This is a genomic window from Pseudomonas sp. R4-84, from assembly GCF_054130985.1.
The window spans coordinates 5,076,791-5,101,892 of sequence record NZ_CP096390.1 but is presented as its reverse complement, the minus strand read 5'-3'; the positions used below and the strand labels follow the sequence as shown (position 1 = coordinate 5,101,892).

Annotated in this window: 13 protein-coding genes and 2 pseudogenes; 5 read left to right on the top strand and 10 right to left on the bottom strand. The window is 61.1% G+C overall.

Annotated elements, in window-relative coordinates:
* Window positions 1–20 precede the first annotated feature (20 nt).
* From mscK to M1D68_RS23070, 4 genes and pseudogenes are all read right to left on the bottom strand, one after another.
* A complete protein-coding gene (mscK, locus tag M1D68_RS23085; RefSeq protein WP_420767092.1) occupies window positions 21–3,383 on the bottom strand; it encodes a mechanosensitive channel MscK in 3,363 nt (1,120 codons plus the stop codon).
* Between the two features lie 34 nt (window positions 3,384–3,417).
* Window positions 3,418–5,160 (bottom strand): potassium/proton antiporter, encoded by a 1,743-nt coding sequence (locus M1D68_RS23080; RefSeq protein ID WP_420767093.1) that lies wholly within the window; start codon window positions 5,158–5,160, stop codon window positions 3,418–3,420.
* Between the two features lie 221 nt (window positions 5,161–5,381).
* Window positions 5,382–5,981 (bottom strand): annotated as a pseudogene (locus M1D68_RS23075) (methyl-accepting chemotaxis protein); the annotation flags it as partial.
* A gap of 303 nt (window positions 5,982–6,284) precedes the next feature.
* Window positions 6,285–6,941 (bottom strand): annotated as a pseudogene (locus M1D68_RS23070) (MCP four helix bundle domain-containing protein); the annotation flags it as partial.
* A 324-nt stretch (window positions 6,942–7,265) separates the two neighbouring features.
* Here M1D68_RS23070 and M1D68_RS23065 point away from each other — a divergent pair.
* Both M1D68_RS23065 and M1D68_RS23060 read left to right on the top strand, forming a co-directional pair.
* Entirely contained in the window at window positions 7,266–7,496 is a 231-nt protein-coding gene (locus tag M1D68_RS23065) for a hypothetical protein (protein ID WP_457968486.1), read from the top strand.
* Window positions 7,493–7,795, top strand: a complete 303-nt coding sequence (locus M1D68_RS23060; protein ID WP_457968484.1) for a cell division protein ZapA — start codon at window positions 7,493–7,495, stop codon at window positions 7,793–7,795. Before M1D68_RS23065 ends, M1D68_RS23060 begins: the two co-directional genes overlap by 4 nt.
* A gap of 217 nt (window positions 7,796–8,012) precedes the next feature.
* On the opposite strand, the gene M1D68_RS23055 is transcribed toward M1D68_RS23060, so the two are convergent.
* Together M1D68_RS23055 and putA are read right to left on the bottom strand one after the other, a co-directional pair.
* The gene (locus M1D68_RS23055; RefSeq protein ID WP_457968482.1) at window positions 8,013–9,815 is read right to left on the bottom strand and encodes an acyl-CoA dehydrogenase; all 1,803 of its coding nucleotides are present in this window, start codon (window positions 9,813–9,815) and stop codon (window positions 8,013–8,015) included.
* A 246-nt stretch (window positions 9,816–10,061) separates the two neighbouring features.
* The gene (putA, locus tag M1D68_RS23050; protein WP_457968480.1) at window positions 10,062–14,015 is read right to left on the bottom strand and encodes a trifunctional transcriptional regulator/proline dehydrogenase/L-glutamate gamma-semialdehyde dehydrogenase; all 3,954 of its coding nucleotides are present in this window, start codon (window positions 14,013–14,015) and stop codon (window positions 10,062–10,064) included.
* A 475-nt stretch (window positions 14,016–14,490) separates the two neighbouring features.
* On the opposite strand from putA, the gene putP reads away from it, so the two are divergent.
* Window positions 14,491–15,975, top strand: a complete 1,485-nt coding sequence (gene putP, locus M1D68_RS23045) for a sodium/proline symporter PutP (RefSeq protein WP_420766132.1) — start codon at window positions 14,491–14,493, stop codon at window positions 15,973–15,975.
* A 72-nt stretch (window positions 15,976–16,047) separates the two neighbouring features.
* On the opposite strand, the gene M1D68_RS23040 is transcribed toward putP, so the two are convergent.
* On the bottom strand, window positions 16,048–16,548 hold the full coding sequence (locus tag M1D68_RS23040) for a DUF2165 family protein (RefSeq protein ID WP_434675772.1): 501 nt from the start codon (window positions 16,546–16,548) through the stop codon (window positions 16,048–16,050).
* Between the two features lie 262 nt (window positions 16,549–16,810).
* On the opposite strand from M1D68_RS23040, the gene M1D68_RS23035 reads away from it, so the two are divergent.
* Both M1D68_RS23035 and M1D68_RS23030 read left to right on the top strand, forming a co-directional pair.
* Window positions 16,811–18,847 carry a type VI secretion system Vgr family protein gene (locus M1D68_RS23035; protein WP_457968478.1) on the top strand — a complete coding sequence of 679 codons (2,037 nt, stop codon included), beginning with the start codon at window positions 16,811–16,813 and terminating at the stop codon, window positions 18,845–18,847.
* A gap of 127 nt (window positions 18,848–18,974) precedes the next feature.
* Window positions 18,975–19,814 (top strand): 23S rRNA (adenine(2030)-N(6))-methyltransferase RlmJ, encoded by an 840-nt coding sequence (locus M1D68_RS23030; protein WP_420766135.1) that lies wholly within the window; start codon window positions 18,975–18,977, stop codon window positions 19,812–19,814.
* A 151-nt stretch (window positions 19,815–19,965) separates the two neighbouring features.
* On the opposite strand, the gene msrA is transcribed toward M1D68_RS23030, so the two are convergent.
* From msrA to M1D68_RS23015, 3 genes are all read right to left on the bottom strand, one after another.
* Window positions 19,966–20,613, bottom strand: coding sequence for a peptide-methionine (S)-S-oxide reductase MsrA (msrA, locus tag M1D68_RS23025; RefSeq protein ID WP_420766136.1), 648 nt, complete (start codon window positions 20,611–20,613; stop codon window positions 19,966–19,968).
* An 84-nt stretch (window positions 20,614–20,697) separates the two neighbouring features.
* Window positions 20,698–23,391 (bottom strand): EAL domain-containing protein, encoded by a 2,694-nt coding sequence (locus tag M1D68_RS23020; protein ID WP_420766137.1) that lies wholly within the window; start codon window positions 23,389–23,391, stop codon window positions 20,698–20,700.
* Window positions 23,392–23,584: 193 nt separating this feature from the next.
* Entirely contained in the window at window positions 23,585–24,976 is a 1,392-nt protein-coding gene (locus tag M1D68_RS23015; protein ID WP_434608148.1) for an alkaline phosphatase D family protein, read from the bottom strand.
* Between the last annotated feature and the right edge of the window lie 126 nt (window positions 24,977–25,102).

Sequence of the window (25,102 nt, the reverse complement as noted above, 5' to 3'; positions counted from 1 at the left end):
CGCCCGCAGGCAACCCGCTGTCAGTCGAGGGTGCCTTGCGGAGGCTCGGGCATCGGCTTGATGCTGGCGACCGTTGAAGGCACGGGCGTGATGGTCTTTTTGTCAGGCTCGGCAGGCACCAGCTTGTATTCCTGGCCTTGCAGGTTCTTCAAGTAGATTTCCATCTGCCGGAAGGAGATGTTGATGTGCTCCTTCTTGAATTCCCGGTTGATGAATCGGTTGATCTCGTCCAGCACCGGGTTTCGATCACCGAGGTCGCGCACGTGCATGCGCAGCTCATGGTCCAGGGTGCTTTCACCGAAGTTCAGGAAGTACACGATCGGCTCCGGTTCCTTCAGCACGCGGGGGTTATCGCGAGCGGCCTTGAGCAGCAACTCGCGCACCCTGTCCAGGTCCGAGCCATAGTCCACGCCTAATTTCAGGGTCACCCGGGTGACGGTGTCGGTCAACGACCAGTTGATCAACTGCCCGGTGATGAACGTCTTGTTCGGGACGATGATGTCCTTGCGGTCGAAATCGGTGATGGTGGTCGCGCGAATGCGGATCTTGCTCACGGTGCCCGACAGGTTACCGATGGTGATGGTGTCGCCGATGCGCACCGGGCGCTCGAACAGGATCATGATGCCGGAGATGAAGTTGGCGAAGATCTCTTGCATGCCGAAGCCCAAACCTACCGACAGCGCCGCCACCAGCCATTGCAGCTTGTCCCAGCTCACACCCAGGGTGGACAGCGTCGTGACGAAGCCGACACCGGCGATCACGTAGGACAGCAAGGTCGTGGTGGCATACGCGCTGCCCTGGGCCAGGTTCAGCTTCGACAGCACGAACACTTCCAACAGGCCCGGCAGGTTGCGGGCCAACGCGAAGGTGATACCGATGATGATCAGTGCCCCGAGCATGTCGCCGATGCTGATGGGCACCATGCTCATGTTGGCGCCGGTGCCGCTGGTGTATTCGTAGAGGGTGATGTTGTCCAGGTAGGAGAACACACTGATCAGGTCCGACCAGACCCAGTACAGCGCGGCCATGAAACCGCCCAGCAGGGCCAGGCGGATCAGGCGCAGGGACTGTTCGTTGACCTTTTCGATGTCCAGGGTCGGTTCCTCGACCACCGCTTCGCCGTCGCCGACCTCCTTGGCCGCCTGGCGCTTGGCCAGGGCACGCTGGTAGGCAAGGCGCCGCGCCGCGACCGAGAGGCCACGCACGAAGGTGGCCTCGATCACCAGCCAGAACATCAGTAGGTACAGCGTGTTGATCAAGCGGTCGCTGAGTTTCAGCGCGGTGTAGTAGTAGCCGAAGCAGACGGCGACGAACAGCGCGATCGGCAATGCGGTGAACAGCACGCCGACGGCCTTGCGGAACAGCGATGTGTTCTTGTGCGTCGGACTGCTGAGCAACAGCCGGCTGAGCAGCCAGGCCATCGAGGCGTAGCAGGTCAGCACCACCGGCATGCCGAGCACGTCATCGGCCAGGGCTGAAGGCTGCAACTCCGCCACGGCCACCACGGCCACCAAGGCCAATACCACCAGCCCGAGCCGACGGATCCAGCCCTGGAGAAATTCGACCTGGGGTTTTTCCCAGCGGAAATGCAGCTCGGCAACGCCGCCTGGCGAGAGGATTCGATAGGCGGTGTAAAACACCAGCCAGGCCTGCCCGATCTGTAGCAAGGCCGCGCCGAGGTTGGTGTTCTGGCCGCGGGCGTCGATCTGCAAGGCGTAGCCGCACAAGGCAAGCGCCAGCGCCACCGGCATGGCCAAAAGGATGTTGATCAGGATCGCCTGGGGTGTGTGCCACTGGCTGTCGCGCTTGAAGTGGCCGACATCCTGGTGAACCTTGTTAAGGCGCGCATAGAGATTCTTGCGGCGCCACAGCAGCGCGCCGATCAACAGCGCCAGGGGCAGGAACAGCAGCGGCCGCTGGGTCAGGCCGTCAGCCAGTTCGCTGAGGCTCGAGGCCCAGGGCAGCGAATCGACTTGTTTTTCCAGGCGGGCCGGCACGCCACGCATCCACTCGAAATCCAGCGGTTTGTTGCTGGGAATCCAGAACATCTGTTCTTCAAGGGTGGCCCGCAGATTCTGTGCGGTGCTGAGCAGTTGTTTCTGGTTGAGCTGCAGCGTGATGGACTCGTTGAGCACCGCGCTCAATTCACGGTTCAGGCGGTCCAGCAGGTCGACCCGGGTCAGGGCCAGTTCAAGCAGGGTCTTGCGCAGCTGTGGGGTGACCTGCTCGGAGGGCTGGGACGCCAGCAGGTTGTCGACGTAGGCTGCGGGATTGTTCAGCAATTCACGTTGCTGGCTGACTTCGAACTGATACAGGCGGATGTCGGCGATCTGGTCGGCCAGGTTCTGGTCCAGCTTCAGGCGCGGCAAGGTCTGGCGCTGCTTGTAAAGAATCTTGGAGAGCAGCAGGCTGCCCTTGAGCACGCTGATCTGCTCGTCCAGGGCGGCATCGGTCTGGGTGACGCTGTCCAGCAGTTGCTTGGTCTGCAGGTTCTGCTGGGTGACCTCGTTGAGGCGGTCGGTGCTCTTGAGCAGATAATCGGAAAGCTTGAGGTTGGCCGTGCTTTCGGTCGCCAGCAGGCTGCTGCCGCCGGCTTTCTGCGCTTCGATGGATTGCTGCGTCACCGTTTCCTGGGACTGGGCCAGGCGTTTCTGGTTGATCAGGTTCTGCAGGTCCTGGATTTCCCGCTCCATGCGGTCGATCTTTTCCGAAAGCAGATCGTGCTGGCTATTGCCCAGGTCTTGCAGTTGGCTGTTGCCGGCCAGCTCCTGGCGGCGCAGTGGAATCAGCGCGTTGAGGGCCGCCAGTTCCGCATTGAGCTGGTCGCGCTGCTCGGCGCTCAGCGCCTTGCCCGCATCCCGTCCGGCCTTGAGGATGGCGTTGATCTGCTGAATTCGGGTCTGGCTGGCGGAGATTTCCGCCTGGGCGCGCTCGGGGCGGGTCTGGGCGGTGATGACCAGGCTATTGGCGTCGGCCAGGGCCTTTTGCAGATCGCTCTGCTGGGTAGAGCGTTCCGTCAGCATTTGCTCTAGCTGGGGAATCGGCAGGTTGGCGTAGCGTTGCGCCACCGGCACCACATTGGTGCCCTTGAGCCGCGCCAGTTCGCGCTGGTTCTCGATGTTCTGTTTGGGCGCGTTGGCCAGTTGCTGCTTGAGGGCGAGCAGTTTCTGTTCGTAGTCGGCCTTGTTGGTCAACTGGGTCAGGGTGTTTTGCAACACGGCCTGCAAGGCTTTCTGGTCGGCTTCCGGGAGCTTGCGGTCGGCGATCTTGTCCAGGCTGGCCTGGACCGAGGTGCTGGTCGGCGGCTCAGCGGCCTGGACCGTGCAGATGGAAAGACCCAGGCCGAGCAGGGCGATGGCGAATAAGGAGCGCAGGGTAGGCATAGAGACCGGTCAAGCAAATGAGAGTGGGAGCAGTTTAGAGGAACAAGCCGGGACCCGGGCGACTTCCTTCGGGGAATCTGACGCCCACTTTGCCAATCTTGTTCCCGTCCATGGCCGCGACGGTCCACAGGGTGTTGTTCCAATCCACCTGGTCGCCAACCACGGGTGCACCGCCGACTTTCTGGGCAATGAAACGGCCCAGGGTCATGTCCGGATCGATGCCGTCCAGCTTCAACCCATACAGCGTAGCAACCGCGGCCAGCTGGGCGTCTCCTTCGAGTACGAAGTCGCCGAAGAAGCGCAAATCCAGGCCCCGTTGCGGTGCCTGGCTGAACAGTTTTCCAAGGGCTGGCAAATCATGTTCATGGCCGATCACGCAGAGCAAATCGTCCACTTCCAGCACTGTACTACCCGACGGATGGAGCAATTGCTGCCCCCGAAACAGGGCCGCGATGCGCGTTCCGTCGGGCATTTTCAAGTCCCGTAGAGGCGAACCGATGCACCACTTTTCCGCACCGAGGCGGTAGATAAACAGTTCCCACTCGCTCGTCACATGTACTTCCAGCGCCGCCCGGGAAATGGGCAGCGGTTCTGGCGGGACGGTCACGTGCAGCAGCTTGGCGACCCAGGGCAGGCTGGTGCCTTGTACCAGCAGTGACACCAGCACGATAAAGAACGCGAGGTTGAAATAGAGCTGCGCGTGAGGCAGGCCGGCCATCAGCGGGAACACCGCGAGAATGATCGGTACGGCGCCCCGCAGGCCGACCCAGGAAATGAAAGCCTTTTCGCGACCATGAAACGCCTTGAACGGTAACAGCCCGACCATGACCGACAGCGGGCGCGCGATCAGGATCATCCACAACGCCAGGCCCATGGCGGGCAAGGCGATGGGCAGCAGGTCATGGGGCGTGACCAATAGCCCCAGCACGAGGAACATGCCGATCTGGGCGAGCCAGGCCATGCCGTCGAGCATGTGCAGGATGCCGTGGCGGCTGCGCACCGGGCGATTACCCAGGACCAGGCCGCACAAGTACACCGCCAGGAAGCCGCTGCCGTGCAGGGCGTTGGTCAGGGCGAACACCGCGAGGCCGCCGCTGATGACCAGGATCGGGTAGAGGCCGTTGGCCAGGTTGATGCGGTTGACCAGCTGCAGCATCAACCATCCGCCGCCCAGGCCGATCACCGCGCCGATGCCGAACTCGCGCACCAGATGCCCGAGCAGGCTCCAATGCAGCCCGGTCTCACCGCTGGCAAGCATGCCGATCAGGGTCACGGTGAGGAACACCGCCATGGGGTCGTTGCTGCCGGACTCGATTTCCAGGGTGGCGCTGACCCGCTCGTTCAGGCCTTTGCCACCGAGCAACGAGAACACCGCAGCGGCGTCGGTAGAGCCAACAATCGCGCCGATCAGCAAGCCTTGGATCAGGTTCAGGTTGAACAACCACGCGGCGGCCATGCCGGTCAGCCCGGTGGTGATCAACACGCCCACAGTGGCCAGCGACAACGCCGGCCACAGTGCCACGCGAAAGCTCGAGACCCGCGTGCGCAACCCACCGTCCAGCAGGATCACCGCCAACGCGAGGTTGCCCACCAGATACGCCGTGGCGTAGTTATCGAAAAGAATACCGGCGCCGTCGACGCCGGCAAGCATGCCCACGGCGAGGATGATCACCAGGATCGGGATGCCCAGGCGCGACGAAAGAGAACTCACCAGAATGCTCGCACCCACCAGCAACGCGCCGATCAAGAACAGGCTGTTGATGGTCGTCGCGGTCAAAGGCAGTACTCCGAAAAACTGAGGGCGGGCACAAACTGACCATGCAGTCTGCGTGCCAGCGATTCTAACCTGTTGAAATGTGATGCTGTCAAAAAAGGTTGGGGGACCGATAGGCATCGGCTCCCTGGAGCGGAAACATTGTGGCGAGGGAGCAAGCTCCCTCGCCACAAAAGCCAGGCGGAGGATTGCTCACGGTCTGTGAGCAGTCATCGTTACGTGGGTTAAAGGCTGAACCGCCCAACCATGCTGTTCAAATCCACCGCCAGGCGCGATAGCTCGGCGCTTGCAGCGCTGGTCTGATTCGCACCGGTGGCCGTCTGCACCGACAGGTCGCGGATGTTCACCAGGTTGCGGTCCACTTCGCGGGCCACCTGGGCCTGTTCTTCGGCGGCGCTGGCGATGACCAGGTTGCGTTCGTTGATCTCGACGATGGCGGTGTTGATGGTGTCGAGGGACATGCCGGCGCCGCGGGCGATGTTCAGCGTCGATTCGGCGCGTTCGGTGCTGTTGCGCATCGAGTCCACGGCCTGTTCGGTGCCGCTCTGGATGCTGCCGATCATGCGTTCGATCTCGCTGGTCGACTGCTGGGTGCGGTGGGCCAAGGCGCGGACTTCGTCGGCGACCACGGCGAAACCACGACCGGCTTCACCGGCACGGGCAGCTTCGATAGCGGCGTTCAGGGCCAGCAGGTTGGTCTGGTCGGCCAGACCGCGGATCACGTCGAGCACCTTGCCGATGTCTCGCGACTCATCGGCCAGGTTGCCGATCAGCGTGGCGGTGCTCTGGACGTCGGCGCTCATGCGCTCGATGGCACCGACGGTTTCCTGCACCAGGTCGCGACCGTCGCCAGCGGACGTGGTGGCGTGTTTCGACGCTTCCGACGTGCTGACCGCGTTGCGGGCAACTTCTTCCACGGCGCTGGTCATCTCGTTGACCGCGGTGGCGGCTTGTTCGATTTCGTTGTTCTGCTGGGTCAGGCCACGGGCGCTTTCGTCGGTGACGCTGTTGAGCTCTTCGGCGGCGGAGGCCAATTGCGTGGCCGAGCCGGAGATCCGTTGCAGGGTGTCGCGCAGTTTTTCCTGCATGGTCGACATCGCCCGCAGCAGTCGGCCAGCCTCGTCGCTGCCGTCAACGGTGATCGGCCGGGTCAGGTTGCCCTTGGCGATTTCTTCGGCGGCATCCAACGCGTTGGCGATCGGCTTGGTGATGCTGTTGGTCAGCAGCCAGGCGAACAGCAGGGTCAGGCCGGTGGCGATGGCCAGAAGGGTGACGACCCAGATGAAGGCTGTGGAATATTGCTGTGCCGCGTTTTTGTTGAATGCTTCCGCTTGCTGGTTGTTGATGTCCGACAGGCGAGCGAGCGCTGCGTTGATAGCGTCGGAGTTGCTCGTCAACTCAGCGTTGAGCAGCGCTTGCAGTTCGTTGAGCTGATTGTTGCGCGACAGGGTTTTCATCCGCTCTTCGAGCTGACGGTACTGATTGAGCAGCTGCGTGAGTTGCTCATACGCGGCCCGTTCTTCAGGCGCACTGATGAGTTTCTCATAAGACATCTGGGCGGCGCGGACCTGCTGGTTGCGTTGCTCGAACAGGTCCAGCGTTTTTTGCTGGGTATCCGCTTCGCGGTTGATCAGCAGGCGATAGGACAACACGCGCAGGCGCAGGGTGAGCTGGGTGACGTCATTCAGTGCTTTGATACTGGGCACGCTGTTCTGAGCGATGTTTTCGCCGGACACGCGAATCTTGCTCATCTGGCTCAAGGCAAACACGCCGAGGGCCAGCATCAGGGCGCCGATCAGGGCAAACCCCAGGAACGCCCGCGGCGCGATGTTCATATTACGTAGGGACATGGAAGTTACCGTGAAGAAGCGCGTCCGTGCGGGGCTGTGACTGGTTTCAATGACTTATCGGTCTTGCGACTGAAGTCTTGAGGGCGCTGCGTGCTTTTGTCGCACTCCACCGGCAACGGCGCGACGAAGGGTCGGAACCAGATTCCTTGTTCGCAGTCTCTACAGCTCGCCAGTGGTGCGCCGCTGTTCTCTGAGTCGTGGCGTTGACGATGACTTTTCTTTATCGTACGCGCCCCTTGAAAAACCCTGGAAATCAATATGTTGGAAACATCCCTCAGCCAGCTGGAGCAATTGGTCAACGACCTGGTGCAACAGAACCGTCACCTCGCCGGCCTGAATGAAACCCTGGGCGCCGAACTGGCGAAGGCCAAGGATGAAAACGAAAGCCTGCAACTGAGCCTGATGGAGCAGGAAGAACTCCACGGCACCATCACCGCCCGGATCCAGGCGCTGATCGAGCGCGCCAGCACCGCAACGGCCAGCGCATGAGTCAACGTGTCGATGGGGTGACAGTCGTCTCGATTTTCGGGGAGGACTATTCGATCAAGGCGCCGGCCGGGCAGGAGCAAGCGTTGCTGGACGCTGCTTCGATGCTCAAGGCGGCCCTGGCCGATACCAAGCGTAAATACCCGACCTTGATCGGTGATCGCCTGCTGGTATTGGCGGCCATGAATTTGTGTTCTCAACAGATCGAAATGCAGAAGCAGCATCGGGCGGAACTCGACCGTTACCAGGAGCAGGTCAGCGCCACGGTCGAAGTGATCTCCAAGACGATTCAGCAGGCCTGAGGCGTTAGCGAATGTTGACTGTGTGGCTTTTGTGGGAGCGAGCTTGCTCGCGATGGCGCCAGCACAGTTGCCCTGTGTATTGACTGAAATACCGCTATCGCGAGCAAGCTCGCTCCCACAGTAGATTTTTGGTGGTTACAAAATCAGAGTTCACCACCGATCCATGTGGGAGCGAGCCTGCTCGCGATTGGATGTCAGCCGCGCTACAGGCGCTGGCTCAGAACCATTCATCCCGCATTCCCAGGCAGGTGTCATCCCGCGCTTCGAGCAGCGTCAGCTCATGCTGGCAACCCGGCACTTCCCAGGTCAGGAAGTAGCGCGCCGCTTGCAGCTTGCCTTGATAGAAATCGACATCCGCCGCGTTCCCCTTGGCCAAGCCCTCCTCGGCACGAATCGCCTGTTCCAGCCAGCGCCAGCCGATCACCATGTGCCCAAACACTTTTAGGTACAGCGCCGAATTGGCCAGGCTATCGTTGACCTTGCCTTGGGCCAGGTCGGTCAGCAGGCCGAGGGTGACTGTTTGCAGGCGTGCCACCAAGGCTTCCAACGGCTGACGCAAGGGTGTCAGCGATTCGTACGCTTGGGCGCGCTCAGTGGTATCGGCCACCAGGCGGATCAATTGCTTGAGCCCGGCACCGCCGTTCTGCGCCAGTTTGCGTCCCAGCAAGTCCAGGGACTGGATACCGTGGGTGCCCTCATGGATGGGATTCAGGCGGTTGTCGCGGTAATACTGCTCAACTGGGTATTCGCGGGTGTAACCATGGCCGCCGAGAATCTGGATGGCCAGCTCGTTGGCCTTCAGGCAGAACTCCGAGGGCCACGACTTGACGATGGGCGTGAGCAAGTCCAGCAACTCATGGGCGCGCCGACGCTCGGCTTCGCTTTCTAGCGTGGTGGTGTCGTCGAACAGGCGCGCCGCGTACAGGCCCAGGTCGAACGAACCTTCCACGTAGGCCTTTTGGGTCAGCAGCATGCGGCGCACGTCGGCGTGCTGGATGATCGCCACGGGGGCGGTGGTCGGGTCCTTGCTGTCAGGCACGCGGCCCTGCGGGCGCTGGCGGGCATATTCAAGGGAATACAGGTAGCCGGCGTAACCCAGCATCACCGCCCCCATGCCGACGCCGATGCGAGCCTCGTTCATCATCTGGAACATATAACTCAGGCCGTGGTGCGGTTTTCCTACGAGATAACCCACGCATTCGCCGTTGTCGCCGAAGTTCAGCGCCGTGGACGTGGTGCCGCGCCAGCCCATCTTGTGAAACAGACCGGCCAGCAGCACGTCGTTACGCTGGCCGAGGCTGCCATCATCGTTGACCAGGAACTTCGGCACGATAAACAGCGAAATACCCTTCACGCCCGGCGGCGCATCCGGCAGTTTCGCCAAGACCATGTGCACGATGTTTTCCGACAACGGATGGTCGCCGCCGGAAATGAAAATCTTGTTGCCCTTGAGCCGATAGGTACCGTCGGACGCCGGCTCCGCGCGTGTACGGATATCCGACAACGATGAACCCGCATGGGGCTCGGTCAGGGCCATGGTGCCGAAGAAGCGACCATCGATCATCGGTTGCAGAAAGCGCTGTTTCTGATCATCGCTGCCGAAGCTTTCGATCAGGTTCGTCGCGCCCATGGTCAGGAAGGGGTAGGACGTCGAAGCGGCGTTGGCCGACTGAAAGTGCGCAAAGCAAGCCTGGGACAGCAACGTTGGCAGTTGCATGCCGCCGGCCTCGAAGCTGCGGGCGGCGTTGAGAAAACCAGCCTCCAGGAACGCATCCACCGCCGGCTTCACTTCCGGGATCAGGATCGCCTCGCCGTTTTCATAGCGTGGTTCGTTTTCGTCGTTCTTGCGGTTGTGCGGCGCGAAATGCTTTTCGGCAATGTTGCGTGCCGTGCCGATGGCCGCCTCGAAGGTTTCGCGATTGTGCTCGGCAAACCGTTCGCGCTGGGTCAGGCCTTCGGCATCAAGGACTTCATACAGCTCGAAAGCCAGATTGCGGGAACTGAGCAGCGTCTCGGACATGGCGGCCTACCTTTTCTTGGGATGGGCCGAGTCTAGGTCTGGGAATGGAGGCTGAACAGGATGATTGATTTGGGTGATGGAGCAGAAGGGGCGACGCTAATCAAAAAATGTGGGAGCGAGCCTGCTCGCGATAGCGGTGGGTCAGTCAGAAATGATTTCAACTGGCACACCGCTATCGCGAGCAAGCTCGCTCCCACAGGGATTTCGACGACCAGGCACCTATCGCAGATGCCTGGTTTGCAGCGTTTAGCCGATGGTCATCAGGCTGGCGTTACCACCGGCCGCGGCGGTGTTGACGCTCAGTGCCCGTTCGATGACCAGACGCTCCAGCGCGATGTTGGTTTCGCCTTGGGACAAGCCATGCACGCCGACGATGGCACCGGCTCGCTTGGCCACTTGCTGGCAGACACCGCGCAGTTGATCCGAATCGCCGTGATGCAGGACGGCGTCGAACAGCACGTCGTCCTTGGTCCAGTCGGCAACGCGCTGGATGCGCGCCTGGATTTCCTTCGGCAAGCGTGCGAACACGGCCTTGCTGGTGTCGGACTCCGGCCACACGGCCGAGCCGCCGACGGCCAGTACGGCTGCCAGTTGTGTAAGCAAGTCGCCTTCCACATCCGCCAGGCACAGCACGTGCTCGCGGGGCAGGATGGCGTAGCTGTTACGTTCGCCTGTCGGGCCGGTGAGCTGGCGGGTGATGCCGCTTTGCGACTGGGCGGCGAACTGCACGCACAGGGCGCTCAGTTCGGCAAGCTTCTGGCTGTCGGCCCAGGTTTGCAGAGCGGTCAGCGGCTTGCTCATGGCGTCGCGCAGGCGCAGGTCTGGCGCGGCCAGGGCGTCGCCACGTACGAAGGATTGCTGGATCGCATCGGTAGGACGGGTCGACAGCAGGCGGTACAAGTACAGCGGGCCGCCGGCCTTCGGACCGGTGCCCGACAAGCCTTCGCCGCCGAACGGCTGCACACCGACCACCGCACCGACGATGTTGCGGTTCACGTAGACGTTGCCGGCATGAACGTTGTCGATCACCTTGGCGATGGTCTCGTCGATTCGGGTGTGCACGCCCAGCGTCAGGCCGTAGCCGGAGGCGTTGATCTGGTTGATCAACTGGTCCAGCTCCTTGCGCTTGTAGCGAACCACGTGCAGCACGGGGCCGAAGATCTCCCGTTGTAGCTCATCGAAGCTTTCCAGCTCGATCAGCGTCGGCATCACGAAGGTGCCGCGCTTGCATTCGTCGCTGTCGGCAATCGCCATCTGGTACACAGTGCGACCTTTATCGCGCATGGCCTGGATGTGCTTCTCGATACCAGCCTTGGCTTCGGCGTCGATCACCGGGCCGATATCCACCGACAGACGCTCCGGGTTGCCGAGGCGCGATTCGGCCATGGCGCCCTTGAGCATTTCGATGACGCGGTCGGCGGAATCTTCCTGCAGGCACAGCACGCGCAGGGCCGAGCAACGCTGGCCGGCGCTGTCGAAGGCCGAAGACACCACATCGATGACCACTTGTTCGGTCAGCGCCGAGGAGTCGACGATCATAGCGTTCTGGCCGCCGGTCTCGGCGATCAGCGGGATCGGACGGCCCTGGTTGTCCAGGCGCCCGGCGATGTTGCGCTGCAACAGGCGGGCGACTTCAGTAGAGCCGGTGAACATCACGCCTTTGACGCGATCGTCACCCACCAGGCGGGCACCAACGGTTTCACCGCGGCCCGGCAGCAATTGCAAGACGCCTTCCGGAGTACCGGCTTCGAGCAACAGGCGTACAGCCTGGGCCGCTACCAGCGGAGTCTGCTCGGCGGGCTTGGCCAGTACCGGGTTGCCGGCGGCCAATGCGGCGGCGACCTGGCCGCTGAAGATTGCCAGCGGGAAGTTCCACGGGCTGATGCAGACCACTGGACCCAGTGGGCGGTGGGCATCGTTGGTGAAATCGTTGCGGGCCTGCACCGCGTAGTAACGCAGGAAGTCCACGGCTTCGCGTACTTCGGCGATGGCGTTGGCGAAGGTCTTGCCGGCTTCACGGGCCAGCAGGCCCATCAGCGGCTGGATCTCGGCTTCCATCAGGTCGGCGGCGCGCTCGAGGATGGCGGCGCGTTCGGCCGGTGGCGTCGCCTGCCAGATTGGCGCGGCGTTGAGGGCGCATTGGATGGCGTTGTCGACGTCTTCGACCGTGGCTTCCTGGACGTGACCGACCACATCGCGATGATCGGCCGGGTTCAGCACCGGCGCCGGCGCTTCTTCGCTGGCGGCGCAACCGAGCATCGGCGCGGCTTTCCAGTTGTTGTGAGCAGTAGCCAGCAGGGCGCAGGACAACGAGGCCAGGCGATGTTCGTTGGCCAGGTCGATGCCGCTGGAGTTGGCGCGTTCGCTGCCGTACAGGTCGCGTGGCAGCGGGATGCGCGGATGCGGCAGGCCAAAACCGCCTTCCAGGGTAGCCATCTGCTCAATGCTTGCCACCGGATCGGCCACCAATTCCTGAATGGAAATGGACTGGTCGGCGATGCGGTTGACGAACGAGGTGTTGGCGCCGTTTTCCAGCAAACGACGCACCAGGTAGGCCAACAGCGTTTCGTGGGTGCCGACCGGAGCGTACACACGGCACGGACGGTTCAGCTTGCCTTCGGAGACTTTACCTACAACTTGCTCGTACAACGGTTCACCCATGCCGTGCAGACACTGGAACTCGTACTGGCCCGGGTAATAGTTCTGACCGGCGATGTGGTAGATGGCCGACAGGGTGTGGGCGTTGTGCGTGGCAAATTGCGGGTAGATGACTTCTGGCACCGACAGCAATTTGCGTGCGCAAGCAATGTAGGAAACGTCGGTGTAAACCTTGCGGGTGTACACCGGATAGCCCTCCAGGCCTTCGACCTGGGCGCGCTTGATCTCGCTGTCCCAGTACGCGCCTTTTACCAGGCGGATCATCAGGCGGTGGCGGCTGCGGCGGGCCAGATCGATGACGTAGTCGATTACGTATGGGCAACGCTTCTGGTACGCCTGGATCACAAAGCCGATGCCGTTCCAGCCGGTCAATTGCGGCTCGAAGCACAGGCGCTCGAGCAGGTCCAGGGACAGTTCGAGGCGGTCGGCCTCTTCGGCGTCGATGTTGAGGCCGATGTCGTATTGCTTGGCCAGCAGAGTCAGCGACAGCAGGCGCGGGTACAGCTCGTCCATCACCCGCTCGTACTGGGCGCGGCTGTAGCGCGGGTGCAGGGCCGAGAGCTTGATGGAGATGCCCGGGCCTTCATAAATCCCACGGCCATGAGACGCTTTGCCGATGGAATGGATAGCCTGTTCGTACGAGGCCAGGTACTTCTGGGCGTCATGCTCGGTGAGTGCGGCTTCACCCAGCATGTCGTAGGAATAGCGGAAACCCTTGGATTCGAACTTGCTGGCGTTGGCCAGGGCTTCGGCAATGGTTTCGCCGGTGACGAACTGCTCGCCCATCAGGCGCATGGCCATGTCGACGCCCTTGCGGATCATCGGCTCGCCGCTCTTGCCGATGATGCGGCTCAGGGACGAGGTCAGGCCCGCTTCGTTATGGGTGGCGACCAGTTTGCCGGTCAGCAGCAGGCCCCAGGTAGCGGCGTTGACGAACAGCGACGGGCTGTTGCCCAGGTGCGGCTGCCAGTTGCCGGTGCTGATCTTGTCGCGGATCAGCGCGTCGCGAGTGCCCTTGTCCGGGATACGCAGCAGCGCTTCGGCGAGGCACATCAGTGCCACGCCTTCCTGGGACGACAGGGAAAATTCCTGCAGCAAGCCCTGAACAATACCGGCACGACCGCCGGCACTCTTCTGGTTACGCAGCTTCTCAGCAATGGAAGCCGCCAGCTTGTTGGTGGCTTCGGCCATTTCGGCCGGCAGGCGCGCTTGCTCGATCAGCATCGGCACCACTTCCGGCTCTGGGCGACGGTAAGCGGCGGTGATGGAGGCGCGCAGGACCGATTGCGGCAGGATGCTCTCGGCGAATTCCAGGAAGCATTGATGAGCGTGGTCCGCTTGGACTTCGCCGGCATCGTCATTGTCGGCGCGGCTTGAACCGTTCAGCTCGGTCAGGGTTGCACCACCCTCGAGTTTCTCCAGGTAATTGAAAATTGCCTGCTTGATCAGCCAGTGCGGCGTGCGATCAATCGAAGTCGCGGCCGCCTTGAGACGTTCGCGGGTCGGGTCGTCGAGTTTGACCCCAAGGGTGGTGGTAGCCATATTTTTATCCTCATGTTTGCCACGTACCGCGTGGCATCAGCTGGCGGCAAGATTAGCTGCGAGCCGGGGGAGGTGCAACCGGGTGCAACCTGTTTTTTGTCGAAATTATGAGCAGTTCATCCGGATGGTCTGTAGTCCCTTTCATGAGGGCACCTGTTTGGTGCGAAAAATCTTGCAAAAGCTTCCTTCGGTGCACCAATAACGGGCAATAATTGCCATCCGTACGATTATTCCGACTGGGTGCAACTTATTTGAACGAAACTGGTTGCACCTTATTTGGATTGTTGAATAGCATTCGCGGCCAAGGTGCAACCGGTTCTGGGTACAAAAACCGGGTCGAGCTGCATCGGCTGATGGCTTTCCTGGGGAAACATCAGTCATAAATTCGCGGGTCCACAAAACGTCCGCACAACGTTCGCGTTGTCGACGCTTTCAACTGCCACCGCACCATAAAAACAAAGCCAGGGCGTAACTCATGAGTGTTAGCAATCCCACCCTGATCACCTTCGTGATCTATATCGCAGCCATGGTCCTGATCGGCCTGATGGCTTATCGCTCCACCAACAACCTTTCCGACTACATCCTGGGCGGTCGCAGCCTGGGCAGTGTCGTGACGGCGCTTTCTGCCGGCGCTTCCGACATGAGCGGCTGGTTGTTGATGGGTTTGCCCGGTGCAATCTACATGTCCGGCCTGTCGGAGAGCTGGATCGCCATCGGCCTGATCATCGGTGCCTACCTGAACTGGCTGTTCGTGGCCGGTCGCCTGCGGGTCCAGACCGAGCACAATGGCGATGCGTTGACGCTGCCGGATTATTTCTCCAGCCGTTTTGAAGACACCAGTGGCTTGCTGCGGATCATCTCTGCGGTGGTGATCCTCGTGTTCTTCACCATCTATTGCGCTTCCGGCATCGTGGCCGGTGCACGCTTGTTCGAAAGCACCTTTGGCATGTCCTACGAGACGGCGCTGTGGGCCGGTGCTGCCGCGACCATCGCCTACACCTTCATCGGTGGTTTCCTGGCGGTCAGCTGGACCGATACCGTACAAGCCACGCTGATGATCTTCGCGCTGATCCTGACGCCGATCATCGTGCTGCTGGCCACGGGCGGCGTGGATACCACGTTCCTGGCGATCGAAGCGAAAGACGCGACTTCGTTCGACATGCTGAAAAACACCACCTTCATCGGGATCATCTCGCTGATGGGCTGGGGCCTGGGCTACTTCGGCCAGCCGCACATCCTGGCGCGCTTCATGGCGGCGGATTCGGTCAAGTCGATCGCCAAGGCGCGTCGCATCTCCATGGCCTGGATGATCCTGTGCCTGGGTGGCACCGTTGCCGTTGGCTTCTTCGGTATCGCGTACTTCTCGGCTAACCCAGAGGTGGCCGGTCCAGTGACCGAAAACCCTGAGCGTGTATTCATCGAGCTGGCGAAAATCCTGTTCAACCCATGGGTTGCCGGTGTACTGCTGTCGGCCATTCTCGCGGCAGTCATGAGCACTCTGAGCTGCCAGTTGCTGGTGTGCTCCAGCGCCCTGACCGAAGACTTCTACAAGACTTTCCTGCGCAAGAGCGCTTCCCAGGTAGAGCTGGTCTGGGTCGGCCGTGCCATGGTGCTGCTGGTGGCCCTGATCGCCATCGCCCTGGCCGCGAATCCGGAAAACCGCGTTCTGGGCCTGGTGAGCTACGCCTGGGCCGGTTTCGGTGCCGCCTTCGGTCCGGTGGTCCTGATCTCCGTGGTCTGGAAGAACATGACTCGCAACGGCGCCTTGGCCGGTATCCTGGTCGGTGCGATCACCGTGGTGGTCTGGAAGCATTTCGAGCTGCTGGGTCTGTACGAAATCATTCCGGGCTTCATTTTCGCCAGCCTGGCCATCTACTTCGTCAGCAAGATGGGCACGCCTACCACCGGCATGCTGCAGCGCTTCGAAGCGGCTGAGAAAGATTTCCGCTTGAACCAGTAAGGCTTTGGCGAGCCTGCAATGGCTCGCTCAAAACAGTAAAAACGGCCCGCCTCCATTGGAGCGGGCCGTTTTTTATGGCTGAGGGTCCAAGGTGTCGGGCTGGTTGAGAAAAATCAGTACGCCCAGCAGCGCCATGTAGAACCTGAACGCGGCATCCTGGCCATTCCAGATCTCGGATTGCCACATCAGGAACCACTCGCCGCCAACAACCATGAAGCCGAAAAACCAGACGAAGAATCCGACCGTCAGCCCAGCGATGGCCCATTTTTTTGCCCGATTAAAAGCCAGGCCATCCGCCCTGCGTGCCCGCCAGAGTGTCAGCCCGCCATAGGCCAGCAGCACGGTGGTGATTGCTTCGCCGAGGATGATCAGCCCATAAGCCCCGTGCCACATCCAGGGCTTGTCAATGGCCCGATATCGGGCGGCGTTGTTGGGAAAGGTGGTGTCCATGCTCAGCACATGCTGGACGAAATTGAAGTTGGAGCTGTAGTCCGTGACGTTGTTGAACACGGTCAGGAAGGCGAAGGCGGCAAGCGCCAGGATCATGGCGATTTTTGTATAGCGGAGGGTCATGGTTGCGTCCTTGGCTTTTACGACCAAACGACGTTATCACGCCTTTGCGCGATAGAAGGCCGGTCGCTGTGTAAGAAGCAGCTGATTACTTCGTACGAAGGCTTTCAGGATCGCGGTGTAGGGATTGTCCATCGGAAAATGCAGCGTGCCTTGCAGCTTTTTGACTCTTGGGTGTAGGGGAAATCTGTTTTTCCTGACAATGGATCAACACTGCCAGTGGCTCGTGCAGAATCGCCCGTCTCATTCAGCAGAGGCACATCGGATGTTCGCGCCTGCCAATTCACCACGTTTCACGCTGGCGTTCGACAGCGGGCCAAATGACCTCAAGGTGCTTGAGTTCAAGGGCAAGGAAGCCATCAGCCAACCCTATTGCTTTGATCTGGAGCTGGTCAGCGATCGGCCCGACCTGGTGCTGGAGGACCTTCTGCATCGCCAGGCTTACCTGGGTTTCGATCGCTGCGGCGGTGGGATACATGGCCAGGTCTACAGCGTGGCCCAAGGCGACTCGGGCAAGCGCCTGACCCGTTACCAGATCACCCTCGTGCCACGCCTGGCGTACTTGCGCCACCGCATCAACCGGCGAATTTTCCAGCATCTGAGTGTGCCCGCCATCGTTGGCCTCGTCCTGAAGGATCACGGCATCCTGGCCGATGCATTCCAGTTCAGTCTGGGTGGGCAATACCCCGAGCGTGAATATTGCGTGCAGTACGGTGAAAGCGATCTGGACTTCATCGAGCGGCTATGTGCCGAGGTCGGCATCCATTACCACTTCCAGCACAGCCCTGACGGGCATCTGCTGGTGTTTGGCGACGACCAGACGATGTTCAAGCGTTTACCCGAGTCGACACTATACCTGCCGGGCAGCGGGATGGCTGGCGCTGCGCCGGCCATCAAGCGCTTGGCGGTACGGCACCAGGCGCGAACCACTGCGGTGACGCTACGCGACTATGACTTCCGCAAGCCTGGCCTGCTGCTGCAAGCCGGTCTCGGTGGGCAAGCGCCAGCTTCGCTTGAGGATTATCAATATCCCGGCCAATTCATCGACCGTGCCGATGGTAGCCACCTGGCCCGACGTTCCCTCGAGCGACACGGCGCGGAGCACCTTTTGGCGGAGGGCAGCAGTGACGACAGCGCTTTCGCCAGCGGACATTTCATGCGCATCGAGGAGCATCCCCGCCCGCGATGGAATGATCTCTGGCTGTTGACGCAGGTCGATCACCGTGGCCGGCAGCCGCAAGTGCTGGAAGAGAACGCTTCGGTCGGCCCGGGTGAATTCCAGGGCTACGACAATACCTTCCTGGCGACGCCCTGGGACGTTTTTTTCCGTCCGCCTTTGCAGCACAAGAAGCCGTCGATCAGTGGCTACCAGTCAGCGGTAGTGACCGGACCGGTGGGCAGCGAGATCCATTGCGATGAGTTCGGGCGGGTCAAGGTGCAACTGGTCTGGGATCGCGACGGTGCAGGTGACGAGCATTCCAGCTGCTGGCTGCGCGTGGCCACCGGCTGGGCGCACGATCGTTACGGCAGTGTGATGGTTCCTCGGGTCGGCATGGAAGTGCTGGTCGGGTTCATGGACGGCGACGTCGATAAACCGCTGGTGGTCGGTTGCCTGCCGAACGGCGCCAACCCGCTGCCGCTCGACCTGCCGGCCGACAAGACCCGCAGTATCCTGCGCAGCCAGAGCAGCCCCGGTGGTGGCGGCTACAACGAATTGCGCATCGAAGACCGCAAGGGCGCCGAGGAGATCTACCTTCGAGCCCAGCGCAACTGGACCCAGCATGTGCTGCATGACCAGCGCGTGCAGGTCGATCATGAGCGCAGCATCTTCGTTGCCGGCTTGTCCCGGCACGAACTCAAGGACGGCGAGCAGCGCATCACCCGGGGGCGACGGCAGGTTGAAGTTCGCCAGGACGATCACCTGATGGTGACGGGCGACCGGCATATCCGCGTCGCCAACCAGGCCCTGAGCGCTGCTGGGCGGTTTCATGTCAGCGCCGGCCAACAGATCGTGCTGGAGGGCGGCGCCACTGCGACCATCCAGGCCGGCGGGCACTGGATCAACATCGGACCGGGCGGAATCTTCAGCAGCGTACCCATCCAGGTCGGCGGCGCGCCGATGGTGGCGATGGGCGCCGAACCCGTTGCAGCGGGCGCTCCGGATAAACTTGCCGCCGCGCTGGCGCCACCGCTGTCATTGGCGCAAATACTCAGTTTGAAAAGTCCTGCGCCGTTCTGTGAGGAGTGCGTACGCTGCAAGGAGGGTTCCTGTGCCGTGCCGTTGGCTGCGCTTGGGAGATAAGTTCAGAGATGCGCAGTGCAGCGTGAGCAAGCTCCCTCGCTACGGGGCGCTGTTCGTCCACTCGGCCGCCAACCCCTGACGTTGGGCGCGCTTCGAGGTAAACTCGTCGCCCTTCGCAGGAGCCGCCATGAATTATCGCCACGCCTTCCACGCCGGCAATCACGCCGATGTGTTCAAACACCTGACCTTGACCCGCCTCATCGCCTTGATGTCGCGCAAGGAGCAGCCCTTCGCCTACCTCGATACCCACGCAGGCATCGGGCTTTACGACTTGCAGGGCGACCAGGCCAGCCGTACCGGTGAATACCTGGAAGGCATCGCACGGTTGTGGGACCAGGACGACCTGCCGCCCCTGACCGCCGATTACATGAAGGTGCTGCGCGAGATGAACCCGGACGGCCAGTTGCGCTATTACCCGGGCTCGCCGGAGTTGGCACGGCGCCTGACCCGACCGCAGGACCGAGTATTGCTCAACGAGAAGCATCCGGAGGACGGCGTGCTGCTCAAGGACAACATGAAGGGCGACCGTCGCGTGGCGGTCCACTTGGGCGAAGGCTGGCATGTTCCTCGTGCGTTGTTGCCGGTGGCAGAGAAGCGCGCTCTGATGTTGATCGATCCGCCGTTCGAACAGCTGGATGAGATGCAGCGTTGCGCCGCGTCGCTCAAGGAAGCCGTCAGTCGGATGCGCCAGACTGTGGCGGCGATCTGGTACCCGGTAAAGGACCAGCGCATGTTGCGTCGTTTCTACCAGGACTTGGCCGGCACGGGCGCGCCTAAATTGTTGCGGGTGGAATTGCTGGTGCACCCGCTGGCCACGCCCAACAGCCTGAACGGCTCGGGCCTGGCCATTGCCAACCCGCCGTGGGGGCTTGAGGAGGAACTGCGCGAGCTGCTGCCGTGGTTGTCCAGGAAACTTGGGCAGACCCAGGGTGGGTGGCAGATGGATTGGTTGATTGCTGAAAGCTGATCGCTGAGCCGATGCATTCAGGTCGTCAGGCAGGACGCCTTCGCGAGCAAGCCCGCTCCCACATGGGGTGTCGAGGTGTACGCGACATCTGTGTCCGCCCCGGGCCCCTGTGGGAGCGAGCTTGCTCGCGAAGCTTTTCAGGGCCCGACCGTCAGATCGGGCAGGTCACGCCCGTGCCGCCAATCCCGCAATAGCCTTCAGGGTTCTTCGCCAGGTATTGCTGGTGATACGCCTCGGCAAAGTAAAACGTCGGCGCTTCGTCGATTTCGGTGGTGATTTCCCCCAGCCCGGCCTTGCCCAGCTCAGCCTGGAACACTTCCTTGCTCTTCTTCGCCGCTTCCAGTTGCTCGGGCGTGGTGCAGTAGATCACTGAGCGGTACTGGGTGCCGATGTCGTTGCCCTGGCGCATGCCCTGGGTCGGGTTGTGCAATTCCCAGAACATCTTCAGCAAGTCGTCATAGCTGACTTTCTCCGGCTCGTAGACCACCAGCACGACTTCGCTGTGGCCGGTCAGGCCCGAGCAGACTTCTTCATACGTCGGGTTTGGCGTAAAGCCGCCCGCATAACCCACCGCCGTGCTGACGACGCCTTCACGTTGCCAGAACCTGCGCTCCGCGCCCCAGAAGCAGCCGAGGCCGAAGATGGCGAAGTCCACATTGGTGACGAATGGGCCCAACAGCGGCGCGTCGAGGACAAAGTGTTTTTCCGGCACGGCCATTGGGGTTTCACGGCCAGGGAGAGCTTGATCGGGAGTAGGAAGCACGTTTTTGTTCACCAGGATTTCCGAGCGCAAGACCATCATCAGTCCTCTCAGTCAGATTGAGTTGAGCGAAATAGACCGTCAGTGTGCCTCACAAAAGCCGCTGCAAGCTATAAGCGGCTGTCAGACCAGCGGACCGCGCGGGTAGCGCTTGAGCTTCTCGACGAGCTCTGCGCCGGGGATCGGCCGGTCGAAGAGGTAACCTTGGCCGACGTCACAGCGGTGGCGCCGCAGGAAGGCGAGCTGCTGGGCGGTCTCGATGCCTTCGGCCACGACCTTGAGCTTCAGATTGTGGGCCATGGCAATCACCGCGGAGGTGATCTCCATGTCGTCCTGGTTGTCCGGGATTTCATGGATAAAGCTGCGATCGATCTTAATGATGTCGATCGGGAATTTCTTCAGGTAGCTCAGGGACGAATAACCGGTGCCGAAGTCATCCATCGCCAGGGTCAGGCCCAGGCGCTTGAGCTGGTCGAGTTGCAGGTGGGTGTCTTCGGTGGCTTCGAGCAGCAGGCCTTCGGTCAGTTCAAGTTCCAGCAGCCGCGCGGGCAATTGTTCTTCCTTGAGGATGCTGGCGATCGAGGCCACCAGGTCCGGGTCGGAAAACTGCTTGGGCGACAGGTTGATCGCCACTTGCAGATTGCCCAGGCCAGCCGCGGTCAGCTGTTTGCTCATGCGGCAGGCCTGGCGGGCGATCCATTTGCCGATGGGGATGATCAGGCCGGTTTCCTCGGCCACGCTGATGAACTGGTCAGGACGGATCATGCCTTTTTCCGGATGATTCCAGCGCAGCAGCGCTTCCATGCCCAGCAAGCGACCGCTGCGCAGACACAGCTTGGGCTGATAGAACACGTCCAGTTCGTTCTGGGTCAAGGCGCGTCGAAGGTTGTTTTCCACGAACAGCTTGTAGCTTGCCTCGGCGTTCAGCGCCTCGGTGAACACCTGGACCTGGTGCTTGCCGTTGGCCTTGGCCTTGTGCAGAGCGAGGCCGGCGTTGCGCATGAGGGTCTGTGGGTCGCGGCCATGCAAAGGCGCGCAGGCCAGGCCCACGGAGCCGGTCACGCTGATCAACTGGTTATCGACGAACATCGGCTTGTCGAGCGTCATCAGCAGCTGGCTGGCGATCTGTTGGCCGGCCTCAAGGTCGGTGTCGTCCAGCAGCACCGCAAATTCGTTACTGGCGAAGCGCGCCAGGCTGCCGCTGGAGCTCAGGCTATTGCGCAGGCGCCGGGCCAGGCTGATCAGCAGTTTGTCGCCGGTCTGATGGCCGAGGCTGTCGTTGATGCGCTTGAAGTTGTCGATGTCCACCAGCAGCAGGCTGATGGGCGAATTGCTGTCGCGGGCGAAGCGTTCATCCAGGTTGCGGATAAAAGCCGGACGGTTGCCCAGGTTGGTCAGGTTGTCGGTGTACGCCAGGCGTTCGATGCGCTGCTGGGCCAGTTTGGTCTGGGTGATGTCTTCGTAGATGCCGATGTAGTGGGTCAGCTCGCGGTTGTCGCCATAGACCTTGGAGATCGACAACTGGCCCCAGTAGGGTTCGAGGTTCTTGCGTCGGCTCTTGAATTCGCCCTGCCAGCTGTTGCTCTGGGCCAGGGCCGATGGCGCATCGAACAGCAGTTCGCTGAGGTTCTCCAGGGCCGGCAGTTCCGAGAGGCGCTGGCCGTGAACTTCTTCGGTGGTGTACTGGGTGATGGCGGTGAAGCTTGGGTTGACGTACTCCACCACACCGTCGCAATTGACCAGCAGGAACGCGTTGGCGCTCTGTTCCACGGCGCGCTGGAACAGGTGCAGGGCGCTGGTGGCGGTGCGGCGGTTGTGGTTGTTGATGACCTGGGCGAATTGGTCAGCCAGTTCGCCGGCGAAGGCGATTTCGTCCGACTGCCAGGCGCGGGTCGCGCCTACTTGCTCCAGGCAGAGCACCCCGACGACTTGCCCGTCGATACGGATGCTGGCGTCGAGGATGGCATTGACGTCCCGGGCCCGGAGGTTCTCGGCCAATTCCCGCGTGCGAGGGTCGCGCATCGCGTTATGGGCATCGATGGCGCGGCAGGTCTGCAACGCTTCCATGTAGTCTGGAAATTCGCTGGCGTTGATCACCTTTGGCAGGAAATGTTCCTGGGAGGCGCGATTATAGGCGGAGATCGGCACCAGCTTGCCGTCCTCCAGATTCCAGATGCTCGCGCAATCGATCTGGTAGATGTCACACGCGCTGCGCGTAATCAGCTCGGCGGCTTCTTGCAGGGATTTGTTGGCGCTGTAGCGCTGGCGAGTCAACAACAGGATCAGGTCTTGCTGGGCGCGGACCCGGTCCAGGTGCTGGAGTTGCTCCTGCTGCGCGCGTTGATTCAATTCCAGGGCGATCTGGAGCCTGGAGTTCTGGGTTTCCAGGTCCACGGCCGGCATGGATGGCCCGTCCTGCAGCAGGTCGTCCACCACCATCAGATAGCCGCGCAGCAGATGGCGATTGTGCTGCCTGTAGGCTTCACCGGTCTCCAGCAGGTTCATCGGCCCTTTGGCGGTGTGCAGTGTGTAGCGGATCAGATAGTGGGACGCCTGGGCCAACTGCTGTTGGATCGCGTCATGCAACTGATAGCGCGCTTCAGGCTCCATCAGGCTGGCGAAGGGAGAGCTGACCAGCGAGCAAAGCTCAACGGCCGGCAGGCCGAAGTAGCGTTCGCAGTTTGGATCGAGGAACAGCAACGCCCAGCTTGCTTCATTCAGCCGTTCGAAACGCAGCATACCGAGCCGCGAGGGCACCGGTAACTGCGTCACTACCTCGGCCGCCATACGACTGGCGGCATCGGGTTGGCTTTTCATGGGGAGACTCGCTTCGAAAATGCTGATCGCGCCGGGCTGACGCCCTCGTTATTACGGATTGCCGCAAGGTTGCATCATTGCGGCACTGGCTGACAAGAGACATGAAGGCCAAGTGCTATAAACCTTTTATCGGCCGACGAGGGGATTTCTCCAGTTGTCGGCCGATCAGAGGTGTTCCCTGGGCTACGCAAGCTCAGCGCAACGGTATGTCGACGACCTCCAATGGATCTCCGTCACGGTCATGAAACGTCACTTGAACGCTCTGGGCCGTGACTTTCAGCTGGGCAAAGTTGTCCTGGCTGATCACCTTGCCGGTCAGCTCGTATTGATACTCACCGCTTGGAGCCCGAGCCATGGGTTTGCCGGGAATAAAAGTCGAGGCATTGGCGTAAGGCAACAGCCTGCTGTTGCAAAATGGCGACGAGACGACTGTGTGGATTTGGAAGTCAGGATCCTGGCTGTGGGTCAGCATGCTCGTCAGGGAACCGTGCACGTCACCAGAGACGAAGATCACATTCTTGATCCGATGGCTGCGGATGGTTTCAAGCAAGCGTAGCCGTTGCTCTGGAAACGCTTGCCAGGCATCCCCTGCGTTGAATTTGCGGTCGGGGTAGAACATGACACCGGTGACGACGAATTTGACCCGGTAGGGGCTGTCGATCAGCCATGTCAGCAGCGAATGTTCCTGTTCTTCATCCAGGATGCGCCGGTTGTTTGCCGACAGGTTGCGTCGAGTCCGGCTGTCGGTAACGAACCATCCTGTATTGCCATGGGCAAATGTATACCAGTAGCGAGTGAGTGGCCTTAACGTGCCGTCATCCAGAAGTTCATGGGCCGGGCTGTGACTGGCTTGATAAAGCTCGTAAGTATCAAGAGCGTTTGTATAGAGAGTTTCGTCTTGGTGATTCTTCTTGGCGGGCCAGTTGTCCTTTATTTCATGATCGTCGAGCATCATGTAAGTCGGCACGCTGGACATCAGTTTTTTAATATGGGGTTGGGAAAAGGCAGTTCGGTACTTGAATAACATGTCCTTGAGGTTGCGGTCCGGCGCAATGAAATTCAGGTCGTCGAGATAGACTTGGTCGCCGGTCATCACTACTGCGCTGATGGGTGGGTTGGCTCGCTCCACGATTCGGTTGATACCCGCGAATGTGCGATCCCCCCGTTCCGGTGTCGCCGGGACACCCGCGGTAATGCGCAGGTATCGACACGAGCCGACGATATAGCTGCGCGGGGCGTCGGTCTCGCTGGAGGGCGTGCGCAACTGGTAAATCTCCTTGGGCCACTGCAGCGGCAGCTCCAGTATGGTCTCTGGAGTGTGCGCCGGGCTCAATGTGCTTTTCCAGCCGGCCTGGTATTCATAGAAGGTGTCGGGCTCAAGGCCCTTCAATACGATGACACCGGCTAAGTCGCGATAAGAAACCAGTCGGATGAACTGTCCCCTGGACCAGGCCGTATCGCCTTTTCGGCGGTAGCGGATACCGGCGAATAAAGGATTGTCGGTGTTCCCATCGCCTCGTAGAAAGATACGAGCGTGGTGGGTTGTCGTGTGGCCAATAATAGGGCCAACCGTTGGCTTTAACATGTTCGAATCCATTCGAAGTTTATATTTTCGTCAGCGCCAAAGTTGTTGGGCGCGCTGGATTCATGCTAAAGCCGCAAGCGGGTTAAATATCGGTAGGGCAGGGGGCGGTAGTTGTGGGCAACGACT